The 11,586-nt window shown below is 66.3% G+C and carries 8 protein-coding genes; all 8 read right to left on the bottom strand.

Annotation, left to right across the window (positions count from 1 at the left end; translation table 11 throughout):
• Nucleotides 1-103 precede the first annotated feature (103 nt).
• The 8 genes from KIH78_RS07505 to KIH78_RS07470 all read right to left on the bottom strand — a co-directional run bounded on the left by KIH78_RS07505 (nt 104) and on the right by KIH78_RS07470 (nt 11,544).
• The gene (locus KIH78_RS07505; protein WP_214312216.1) at nt 104-376 is read right to left on the bottom strand and encodes an ACT domain-containing protein; all 273 of its coding nucleotides are present in this window, start codon (nt 374-376) and stop codon (nt 104-106) included.
• A gap of 213 nt (nt 377-589) precedes the next feature.
• The gene (locus KIH78_RS07500; RefSeq protein ID WP_236034503.1) at nt 590-2,164 is read right to left on the bottom strand and encodes a DHA2 family efflux MFS transporter permease subunit; all 1,575 of its coding nucleotides are present in this window, start codon (nt 2,162-2,164) and stop codon (nt 590-592) included.
• Between the two features lie 379 nt (nt 2,165-2,543).
• Nucleotides 2,544-3,791 carry a galactokinase gene (gene galK, locus KIH78_RS07495; RefSeq protein ID WP_219131851.1) on the bottom strand — a complete coding sequence of 416 codons (1,248 nt, stop codon included), beginning with the start codon at nt 3,789-3,791 and terminating at the stop codon, nt 2,544-2,546.
• A 115-nt stretch (nt 3,792-3,906) separates the two neighbouring features.
• A complete protein-coding gene (galT, locus tag KIH78_RS07490) occupies nt 3,907-5,157 on the bottom strand; it encodes a galactose-1-phosphate uridylyltransferase (RefSeq protein WP_219131850.1) in 1,251 nt (416 codons plus the stop codon).
• Nucleotides 5,158-5,159: 2 nt separating this feature from the next.
• Nucleotides 5,160-5,969, bottom strand: coding sequence for a DeoR/GlpR family DNA-binding transcription regulator (locus KIH78_RS07485; protein WP_214312203.1), 810 nt, complete (start codon nt 5,967-5,969; stop codon nt 5,160-5,162).
• Between the two features lie 304 nt (nt 5,970-6,273).
• A complete protein-coding gene (locus tag KIH78_RS07480; protein WP_214312195.1) occupies nt 6,274-7,422 on the bottom strand; it encodes a quinone-dependent dihydroorotate dehydrogenase in 1,149 nt (382 codons plus the stop codon).
• Between the two features lie 120 nt (nt 7,423-7,542).
• Nucleotides 7,543-8,904, bottom strand: coding sequence for an NADH:flavin oxidoreductase/NADH oxidase (locus KIH78_RS07475; RefSeq protein WP_219131849.1), 1,362 nt, complete (start codon nt 8,902-8,904; stop codon nt 7,543-7,545).
• A 360-nt stretch (nt 8,905-9,264) separates the two neighbouring features.
• Nucleotides 9,265-11,544, bottom strand: a complete 2,280-nt coding sequence (locus KIH78_RS07470; protein WP_214312193.1) for a transglycosylase domain-containing protein — start codon at nt 11,542-11,544, stop codon at nt 9,265-9,267.
• Nucleotides 11,545-11,586: the final 42 nt, after the last annotated feature.

The following is an 11,586-nucleotide window of genomic DNA, read 5'->3' as shown; positions in this document are numbered from 1 at the left end:
TGTTGTCTTTCTGGAAAGTTCGATTATAAGGATGGCTCCGTCGGTGGAAAGCCCACCGGGCTTTCCACCTCCTCGCGTGAGTCGGCCTGCCGAGCGGGCCGACTCAAATCCTATGCATCTTGGTGAAGATCTCCTCGCGCTGGCAGCGGATGCGTACGCCGATGTCGTCGCCGAGGTCCTCGAGGTTGCCGACCATGGCGCTGAATTCCTTGTCGGAGTTGGAGTAGTCGACGATCATCATCATGTTGAAGAAGCCGTCGATGATGGTCTGGGAGATGTCGAGCACGTTGACGTTGTGGTTGGACAGGTAGGTGCAGACGCGTGCGATGATGCCGACGGTGTCGTGTCCGACGACGGTGATGATTGCCTTGTTCATGAAGCTCCTGAGATTGGGGAAGACGAGAAACGGGTGTCTTCCAGTATAGGAAGACACCCGTTGCGATGCGTCGTAACGTCCAAGCCCGCGGCCTGCGACGTCACGTTACGTCATCCGATGTCATGCGACGTCGGTCAGGACGTCGCGTCATCCGACCGTGTCGTGTCCGGACGGCACGTACGTCACGTACGTCACGTCGTCCGACCGTGGGGTTCACGCCGCGAGGTTCTCCTTCTCGGCGCGTTCGACGCCCGTTTCGACCGGCACAAGCTTCGGCGCGTCATGACGCTCCCGCAGTGCGAACGAGAACGCGAGCACGACCACGACCAGAGCGAGACCGAACAGGTAGCCGTAGCGCGAGCCGTCCACGAAGCCCTGCGCCGGGTTCGAGCCGCCGGCAGCCGCGTAGTGCGTCTGCCCGAGGCCCAGCAGGCAGGTGGCGACGGCGGTGGAGATGGCGCCGCACACCTGCTGCATCGTGTTGAGGATGGTGCTGCCGTCGGCGGCCATGCGGCCGGGCAGCGCCTTGAGCGCGGCGGACTGCGTGGACTGCTGGATGAACGGAATGCCGATCATCACGATGATGTGCGCGGCGAGGAACAGCGCGATCGGGGCGCCGACGCCGATCGCATAGAACAGCGCGCCGCCGATCACGGCCATCACCACGCCGCTCCACACGAGACGACGGGCGCCGTGACGGTCGAACAGGCGGCCGGCGACCAGCGTGCACACCGCGTTGACGATGCCGCCGGGCAGCATGAGCATGCCCGCGACGGTGGAGCTCAGGCCAAGGCCGCGCTGGAGTTCCTGCGGCACGAGGTACATGAACGCGAGCGTGCAGGCGAACGAGCAGGAGACCATGATGGCCGGGGTGCGGAACGCGGCCACGCCGAGCGCGCGCAGGTCGAGCAGCGGATCGGCGATGGTGAGCTGGCGGCGCGCATAGAACGCGAGCACCACGATGCCGACGACCAGCAGGCCGATGACGGCCGGGGAGAAGCCCATGTCGGCGACGAGGCTCACGCCGGCGACGAGGCAGCCGAAACCGATTGCGGAAGTGATGATGGAGATGACGTCGACCGCCGGACGCGTGCGTTCGATCGGGGTCACGAAGAACAGCGCGGTGAGCACGAGCGCGACAGCGGCGATCAGCGCGAACAGGGCGAAGATCGCACGCCAGGAGACGGCGCCGATGAGCGCGCCGGCGATGGTCGGGCCGACGACCGGCGCGAACATGATCACCAGACCGGCCACGCCGTTGGCCGCGCCGATCTTGACCGGCGGGAACACGCGCATGATCGACGCGAACATGGTGGGCAGGACGATGCCGGTGCTGACGCCCTGCACGATGCGGCCGGCGAGCAGCACGGGGAACGCGGTCGCGAACGTGCACACAAGCGCGCCGGCAAGGAAGCAGACGAGCGCGAAGATGACGAGCGTCTTCGCCTTGACCCACTTGAGCAGGAACCCGACGCACGGCAGGACGACGCCGATGGCGAGCATGTAGCCGACGACCATCCACTGCACGGTGCCGGAGGAGACGGAGAACTCGTCCATCAGGTCGGGCAGGGCGATGTTCATCGACGTTTCGGACAGCATGCCGAGGAACACGGCGAGGTACAGGCCAAGCATCACGCGGTGCGGATGCGCGAAGCGACCGGAGTCGCGTCCGGCGTCATCGTTCGTGGGGGTGGCGACCTCGTAGGCGAGGTCGTCGAAATGCGGTTTGGTGGTGTCGGCGGCGCGCCGATCGGTGTGCTGATTGTTGGTTGTCTGCGTTTCGGACAACGTGAGGCCTCTCTTGATACTCGACTCCCGTCGTCGTCGGGCGACGCGGCCATGGCTTTGCCCGCCACGGATCGTTTCCGGGAATCCTCCGGAAGGCGTGGCATGCGGCGTCATCGGCTTCGCGTCGAAAACCCCTAACGTCCGGGTCCCGACGGCAACGAAAAACCGCATGCCCACTGGCTGAGAATGCGCCAGGGGCATGCGGTTATCAAATCAAGACCTCACCGTAGCGGATTCACGGATGCTTCGTAAGTCCGCCGGGCGTGTCGCGGTTCGTCGCCGTGAAGGTCACGCCTCGCGGGCCGAGCCGCCACACGGAGAGTCCAGTGGACTCTCCGTAGGCGAGGTGAGTGGACATCCCCGATGTCCACGAAGGGCATCACGCCTCGCGTGATGCCGACGGGGCCGCATAGGCCGCGAGGGCGCGAGGCGCGTGGAAGCCGCGGTTCTCGAACTCGTCGGCGATCTTCTGGGCGACCTCCTGGGAGCGGCCCTTGTCGACGAGCGCGATGATGGAGCCGCCGAAGCCGCCGCCAGTCATGCGGGCGCCGTAGGCGCCGTTGTGGCGGGCCACGTCCACGGCCACGTCGAGCTCGGGCACGGTGACTTCGTAGTCGGCGGCGAGGGAGTCGTGGGAGGCGTTGAACAGGCGACCGGCGGATTCGATGTCGCCCTTGGCGAAGGCGCGCACGAAGGAGCGGACACGCTCGATCTCGGTGACGACGTGGCGCACGCGCTTCTTCATCGTCTCGTCGGGCAGGGCGTCGAGCGTCTCCTTGAGGGCCTGGAACTGGTCGTCGGCCTTGGCGATGCCGTCGGCGGCGACGCGCAGGTTGGCGACGCCGAGGACCTTGGCGGCCTCCTCGCAGGTGGCGCGGCGCTGGGCGTACTGGCCGTCGTTGAGCTGGTGCGGGGCCTGGGTGTCGACGACGAGCAGCTCGAGGCCGTACTTGTCGAGGTCGAACTCCTGCTGGGAGACGTTCTCGAGCGGGGTGAGCTCCGGGCGGCAGTCGAGCAGCAGCGCGTGGCCTTCGGTGCAGCGCATGGAGGCGTTCTGGTCGAGACCGCCAGTGGAGGCGCCGGCCATCTCGTTCTCGGACTTGATGGCGGCGTTGATGAGGGTGACGCGGCCGGCGTCGGAATCGCCGTAGCCGAGGCCGTACACGTCATCCAGCGCCAGGGCGGTGGAGCAGGTCATCGCGGCGGAGGAGCTCAGACCGGAGCCGAGCGGCACGCAGGAGACGAACGCGGCGTCGAAGCCCTTGACCTTGAAGCCAGCCTCGCGCAGCGCCCAGGCGACGCCCACCGGGTAGGCGGACCAGCCGTCCACGCCGCGGGCCTTGAGTCCGTCGAGATCGGCTTCGGCGACCTTGTCCGGGGCGACGTCGGAGACGACGCGCGCCTTGGTGTCCTCGCGCGGCTTGAGCGCGATGAACGTGCGGTGCGGCAGCGCGATCGGCAGGCACAGGCCGGCGTTGTAGTCGGTGTGCTCGCCGATGAGGTTGACGCGGCCGGGGGCGGCCCACACGCCTTCGGGCGCGGCGCCGTAGGTGTCGACGAAGAGCTTGGTCGCCTGGGAGACGCCTTCCTCGTGGGTCAGCGGTTCGATGAATTCAACAGCAGTCATTGGTGTTCTCGTTCTTTCGTTGCGGATGGTTGGTGGGCGCGGTCCCTCCCCGTCCGTGCCGTCGGACGACGGGGATGGGCGGGATGGGACCGCGTTGCGTGCGTATATGTGCAGGTCAGTCGGCGATGTCCACGTCGCCGAGCTCGTGGAAGCGCTTGGCGATGAGTTCCGGCGTGGTGTCGGAGATCCAGGCGGCCATGCCGGATTCGGAGCCGGCGAGGTACTTGATCTTGTTGGCGGCGCGGCGGAAGCTGAAGAACTGGAGGTTCAGACGGTAGTTCTCGCGGCGCGGGTCGTGGATCGGGGCCTGGTGCCAGGCGGCGATGTACGGCAGGTCCATGCCCTTGCCGTCGCCCTTGTCGAAGAACGCGTTGCCGCGCTTGAGCAGGTGCGAGTACATCGAGGCGAGGTCCCAGCGCTCCTGGTCGTTGAGCTGGTCGATGGTGAGGACGTCGCGCACCGGGGCCACGTGGACCTCGAGGGGCCAGCGGGCGGCGGCCGGCACGTAGGCGACCCAGCTGTGGTTGCGCAGCACGACGCGCTCCTTGGCTTCGAGCTCGGCGTTCATGAGGTCCTTGAGCAGGTTGCCGCCGGTCTTCTCATGATAGGCCTCGGTGTGCTGGAGCTCCTTCTCCATCTTCGGGGCGATGAACGGGTAGCAGTAGACCTGGCCGTGCGGGTGGGCGAGGGAGACGCCGATCTCCTGGCCGTGGTTCTCGAACGGGAAGATCTGCTCGATGCCGTCCATCTTGGAGATCTCGGCGGTGCGGAACGCCCAGGCCTCGACGACGGTGCGCAGGCGGCTCACCGGCAGGTCGGCCGGCAGACCGTGCTCATCGGGGTCGAAGCAGATGACCTCGCAGCGGCCGGCGGCCATCTTCTTCTCCCACAGCGGGTTGCCGTCCACGTAGGTGACGTCCTCGGAGCGGCCGGGCACGCGCACCATTGAGGGGAAGCGGTTCTCGAAGACGACGACGTTGTAGTCGGTGTCCGGGACCTCGCCGTCCTGGTACGGGTCGCCGGGCTTGCGGGCGGCCAGCGGGTTGCCCTTGGCGGTGGCGCCGGGGCCGGCGGTGATCGGGCGGTTCATGCGCGCGGTGGCCATCGGGATCCAGTCGCCGGTGAGCGGGTCGCGGCGCATCTCGGGGGCCGCGTACGGCACCTCCTCGCCGGCGGCGTTCAGCTGGTTGGCAAAGCGGTACGGCAGGTTGCGCGGGTCCTTGAGCTCGCGGGTCTTCTTGCCGGAGACGTACTCCGGGTCGTCGTCAAGGTAGAAGAAGTCGCGTCCGTCGGCGAGGGTCGTCGGCGTGATGCGGATGTGCTCCTTCGCGTATTCGCCGGGCTCGTAGGCTGCGAAATCGGTCATGGTTACTCCTGTTCACTTTCCTGTTCGGGCTCGGTCTGTTCGGCCAGGACGAGCTCGTTGACCAGTTCCTTCGTTTTGGCGGCGGTATCGTGATCGAGCCCGTCGTCGGTGATGACCGTGTCCACCTGGTCGAACCGCGCGAACAACGACAGCGATGTGCAGCTCCACTTGGTGTGGTCGGTCAAAATGATGGTCCGATCGGCGATGTCCATCATCGCCATGTCGGTTGCGGCCTCGAGCGAATTGGGCATGAGGAAGCCGCGGGGAATCGACACGGAGTGCGTGCCGAGGAAGACGGTGTTGACGCGCAGAGAGGCGATGACCTTGTCGGCGATCGGCCCGACCAGCGAATTGGATCGGGTGATCACACCTCCGGTGACGATGACCTCCACATCCTTCGATTCGAGCGCCTGGACGAGTTCGGCCACGGGGATCGAGTTGGTGAGGATGGTGATGCCGCTGGCCTGCTGGCTTTCCAGCAGGTGTTGCGCGAACACGTAGGCCGTGGTGCCGCCGCCGATGGCGATGACGTCGCCGGGGGCCACGTATTTGACGGCCTCCTGGGCGATGGCGTCCTTGAGCCCGATGTCCATCTGCGACTTTACAGAGAACAACGGTTCGCTCAACAGCGTGCTGGTGGTGACGGCGCCGCCGTGCACGCGCTTCAGAAGGCCTTTGTCGGCGAGTTCGGCGATATCGCGGCGAATGGTCATCGCGGAGACGCCGAGCTCCTTGCTGAGGGCCGTGATTCGCACGGCACCTCTGGTGCGAAGCCTGCTCAGTATCAGGTGTTGACGTTGTGACGATATCATACGAACATTATCGCACACAAACTTCCATATACCAAACCGACTTGTGCGTTTCGCGTCGCATATTTTCGATTTTGAAAACGTTAGCGAACAAAAAAGCACATCACCGGTGCACACCCAAACGTCCGATTCTTAAGAATCGGACGGAACCGGACCCGACGCAGACCCCGCAGCATCCGTTCCTACAGAATCGGACGCAAGGAACCTCCCACCGGACCTTCAGACGCCCGTTCCTTAAGAATCGGACGCAACCGGACCACACGCAACCGGACCACACGGAACCGGGCCCGGCCCCGACGCACCCCTCTCAGGCGTCGACGCCGACCGCCTCGGAGACGGACGCGAACCCGTCGCGGCGCAGCAGCTCGGCCAGACCGCGCTTGAGCACCGTGATCTGCTGGGGGCCGCGGTACATGAGCGAGGAGATGAACATCACCAGGCTGGCGCCGGCGCGGATCTTGCGGTACGCCTGCTCCGGCGTGAACACGCCGCCGATGCCGGCGATGGCGAACCGGTCGCCGAACTCGCGGTACGTGCGCGCCACCAGCTCCTCGCTGGCCACGGTGCACGGTCCGCCGGACAGGCCACCCTCCCATTCGCGCGGGATCTGCAGGCCGGTGCGGTCCTTGTTGAGGTTCGCGAGGCTCACGCCCTGCACGTTGTGTTCCGCGAGCACCGCAAGCAGGTCGCGGAACTCCTCCCACGGCTTGTTGAGCGGCAGCTTGACGAGCGTGGGCTGCGGGCGGTCGATGCCGTCGAGCGCGGTGAACAGGCGGTCGAGCGCTTCGGGCGAGGCGGTGAACGGCTCACCCGCGTGCGTGTTCGGGCAGGACACGTTGACCTCGATCATGGCGGTGCGTCCGGCGGCCCGACGCATGGAGATGCAGTAGTCCTCGATGCCTTCGTCGAGGTCGCCGCACCGGTCGTCGTTCGTGCGGGCGATCGAAACGGACACCTGCATGCCGTGTCCGTGCGTCCACGCCTCCTCGGCGCGTTCGATGACCTTGTCGGAGCCGATGTTCGCGAGTCCCACGTGCACCATCATCGAATCGTATTCGGGGAGCCTGTGGAACCAGGGCTTGGCGTTGCCGGCGCACGGGCGGGACGTGGTGGAGCCGACGGTCTCGAAGCCGAATCCGGCGTTGTCGAGCACCGTCGCCATCTCGCAGTTCTTGTCCAGTCCGGCGGACAGGCCGAACGGGTTGGCAAAGTCGACGCCCATCACGTTCGTCTCGAGGATCGGGTCCGTGTAGTCGAGCATGGTGCGCTCCGCCCACAGCAGCGGCGGCACGTGACGGACCACCCGGCAGAATTCGATCATGCGGTCGTGCGCCTCGTCCGGGGGCACGTTGAACACGAAGTTGGGTTTGATGATGTGCTTGTAGCCGAAGGTGAAGAGGTCGCAGGTCGCCTTGTTGACCGCGTCATGCCAGAAGCTGTCGGAAACGTAACTCATGCGTCCCATTGTCTCACCATTCGCCGTCGATGTCACCGGTCACGGAGAAACCGTCCGCGACCGGCGACACCCGCGCACGACGCCGCTCACCTCGAAACGCGCACGTCACCGACGCACGTCTCAGAACGCGCCGCGCACGTACTGCGGCGGGTAGGGCGCGTCCTCCACGGGCACGCCGAGCTTGGCGGCGGCGCGCAGCGGCCAGTACGGGTCGCGCAGCGCGGCGCGGCCAATCTCCACCGCGTCGGCCTTGCCCTTGGCGAGGATCTTCTGCGCCTGCTTGGTCTTGGTGATGAGCCCCACGGCCGTGACCGGCACGTCGGCGCGCTTGCGCACCTGCGCGGAGAACGGCACCTGATAGTCGGGCTTGGCGGGGATGGTCACGCCGGAGACGATGCCGCCGGTGGACACGTCCACCAGGTCCACGCCGTGCTCCTTGAGGATCTTCGCGAGGGCGACGGTCTGGTCGAGGTCCCAGCCGCCGGCGGCCCAGTCGGTGGCGGAGACGCGCACGAGCAGCGGCATGTCGTCCGGGATGACGCCGCGGATGGCGTCGGTCACCTCGAGCAGGAAGTGGATGCGGCCTTCGAAGCCGTTGCCGTATTCGTCCTCGCGTTCGTTGCTCAGCGGGTCGAGGAACTGGGAGATGAGGTATCCGTGCGCGGCGTGGATCTCGATGGCCTGGAAGCCGGCAGCCACGGCGCGGCCCGCCGCGGCGGCGAACGCTCCGACGAGTCCGTGGATCTCGTCGACGGTCAGGGCGCGCGGCGTGTCATACCCGCCGAACGGGATGGGGCTGGGGGCGACGGTCTGCCATCCACCCGCGCTTTCGGGCACAGTCTCGCCTTCGTATCCGACGGCGAAGCAGCCGGAGGAACCCTTGCGTCCGGCGTGGTTGAGCTGGATGGCGGGCACGGCGCCGGCCTGCTTGATGTCCTCGACGATCCAACGCCAGGAGTCGATCTGCCAGTCGGCCCACAGGCCCACGTCGCAGGGGGAGATGCGTCCTTCGGGCGCCACGGCGGTGGCTTCGGCGATGATCATGCCGAAGCCGCCGAGCGCGCGGGACACGTAGTGCTGGTAGTGGAACGGCGTGGGGCGGCCGTCGCGGGCGAACGCCGAGTAGGTGTCCATCGGCGGCAGCCAGATGCGGTTGCGGATGGTGAGCCCGCGCAGGGTGATGGGCTCGAAGAGCCCCGTTCCCCCGCGCGTCTTGCCCTCGCCGGTTTCGGCGGCGTTCACGTCGGCGCCCTTCGCCTGCTTGTCCGACTTGTTCTTCGCCTTGCCGTTCTTGCCGCCCTTGCCGGGTTTGCCGGTCTTCCCGGCCTTTCCTGCCTTGCCCTTGCCCGTCCCGTCGCCGGCCGCGGCGGCGGCTCCGGCGAGATTCGGCACGTCGAGCCCGCGGAAGTCGAAGCCCTTGGGCGTTTCGATGGGGGCGGATCCGGTGTCCCCGTTGGTCTGTTCGATGTCGGCTTGCGCCATGTGCGGTCCCCTTCGTTCGATGTCATGTCCGCCCGATGCGTCGCCGTCCGGTCCGTCCGTCGCCGCGCAAGGGGCGACGCGATTGACGTGTGCCGGCACGATGCGACGCGTCGGATGCTTGTCGGTCCCCATTGTAGTGCGGCCGAAAGGCGGCGATGGTTTCGTCGGGAATGCCCACCCGTCGACGGAACGCCGACGGAGGGCCGACGGACGGAACGCCGGCGGACGGAACGCCGGCAACGCGGCTTGCGGATACGACGAACGCCCACCCCGTCGGGGTGGGCGTTCGCATCGTCATGCATCGGACGTCACGGGGACGTCACAGTGCCTCGGACGGGCCGATCGGGCGAATCGGACGGATCACTGTCCGGTGGTGCCGTCGGTCGTGCCGGTGCCTCCGGTCGTACCGCTGGTCGTGCCGCCGGTGGTTCCTCCGGTCGTTCCACTGGTCGTACCGCCGCTGGTGCCGCTGCTGCTGTATCGTCGGCCGGAACCGGACGAACTGTAGCTGGCGGTCATGAACCGGGAATCCGGGTTGCCGTAGTCGTTGTTGATGGGGATGCCGGCGGCGTTCACGTAGTTCTGCATGAACTCGCGCCACGCGGGCTCGGCGATGTACATGCCGTACCAGGTGGAGTGATAGACGCCGTTGATGGTCTTGTAGCTGAACGACTGCTGCTCCTCCGCGTTGCCGACGGCCACGTAGGCGCTGACCTGCGGGATGAATCCGCCGGTGAGCATGTACGTCTTCTCGTTCGTACCGGTCTTGGCGAAGGTCTTGCGGTTGTCGTCCAACTGGGCGAGCTCCGCGTTGCCGCCCTTGGTGACGACGCCCTGGTTGAGCGCGTACGCGGCGGTCTGGGCCACACCGGAGTCGATGGCCTGATGGCAGTTGGCAGACGGCACCTTGTATTCCTTGCCGGAACGGTCGGTCATCTTGGTGATGGCGATCGGGGTGCATTCCACGCCGTTGGCGGCGATGGTGGCGTACACGTTGGCCATGGTCAGCGGGGACGCCTGCACGGTGCCGATGACCATCGGGGGCTGGAAGGAGTTGGAGTCGTAGATGTCCTCATGCCCCTTGATGGAGTTGTGGTAGCCCATGGCCTTGGCCGCGTCCGCGATGGGGCACAGCGTGATCTGGGAGGCCATGGCGGCCTGCGTGGTGTTGTGGGACTTGATGAGGCCCTGCAGCGGGGTCTCGCTGCTCACGGTGCCGCCGCCGGAGTTCTCCACGTGCCAGTTGGTGGTGAATCGGATGCCGTTGCAGCTGAAGCCGCGCGTGCTCACGTTGGTGGAGGTGCTCAGCGCCTGGTTGATGGACTTGCCCTGCTGCATCCACGCCACCAGGTTGATGGGCTTCCAGGTGGAACCCACGTTGAAGCCCCATCCGCCGCCGTCGACCTGGTCGACGGCGTAGTTCACGGCCGTTCGGGTGGAATCGGTCTTCGCGCGGTCGGTGGCGTCATAGGTGCGGTTGAGGCCGAAGCCGAGCACTTCGCCGGTGCCGGGTCTGATCACGGCCATCGTCACCTCGAAGCCGGTGGGGTCGTCGGGCGGGATGGTGTTGCGGGCCGTCTGCATGGCGATGGAGTTCGCGTTGACGTCCATGGTGGTGACGATGGTCAGGCCGCCCTCCTTGAGGAGCTTGCTGCGCTCCTCCTCGGTGGCGCCGAACTCCTTGTTCTTGAGGATCTGGCGGGTCACGTAGTCGCAGAAGAACGCGGCATCGCCGGCCACCTGGCAGCCGGAGTCGATGCTCTGCACGTTGAGCGTGTCCTTGAGCGGGATCTTCACGTCCTTGTCGTACTCGGCCTGGGAGATGTAGTCCTGGTCGAGCATGAGCTTGAGGACGATGTTGCGCTGCTCCTCCGAAGCCTTGAGGTTGCCTTCGGACGTGGGGTCGTACTTGGCCGGGTTCTTCGTGATGGCCGCGATGGTGGCGGCCTGGATCACGGTGAGGTCCTTGGCGGACGTGTTGAAGTATCGTTTCGCCGCGGTCTCCACGCCGTAGAGGTTGTGGTTGCCGAACTGGGCGATGTTGAGGTATCCCTGCAGGATCTCCCACTTGGTGTACTGCTTCTCCATCTGCACGGCGATGAGCATCTCGCGCACCTTGCGGGCGATGGTCTGTTCGGTGGCGTGGTATTCGGCGATCGGGTCGTCGTCCTCGCGCGCCTGCATGGCGAGCACGTTCTTCACGTACTGCTGGGTGAGGGTGGAGCCGCCCTGCGTATCACCCTTCTTGACGAACGTCTGGAAGAAGGCTCGCATGACGCCCTGCACGTCGACGCCGTGATGCTGGAAGAATCGGCGGTCCTCACGCGCCACCACGGCGCGCTGCATGGCCTTGGAGATGTTCTTCAGCGGGACGACGGTACGGTTGTCGGCGTAGAAATCGGCGATCTTGGTGGTGCCGTCGGATGCGTACATCACGGACTTCTGCGGCATGGCCGTCACATCGAAGTCGACGCCTTCGACCTTCAGGGACGGGACCACGGCCTTGGCCACCGAGTTGGCACCGAACACGGCTGGCAGGAACATCAGGGAGACCACTGCGCCGCCACCCACGCACAGCATGATGTACGCCAGCAGGAGAGTGAACACACGTCGAGCGGTAAAGGACTTCTTTTTGGGCATGCGGCCCATTCTAAGTGGGCGGGTCTACCGTGCAAGCGCCCT

The sequence above is a fragment of the Bifidobacterium saguinibicoloris genome, from assembly GCF_019331725.1.
Lineage (GTDB): Bacteria > Actinomycetota > Actinomycetes > Actinomycetales > Bifidobacteriaceae > Bifidobacterium > Bifidobacterium saguinibicoloris.
The sequence above is the reverse complement of the archived record's forward strand: the minus strand, read 5'-3'. Positions and strand labels throughout refer to the sequence as shown.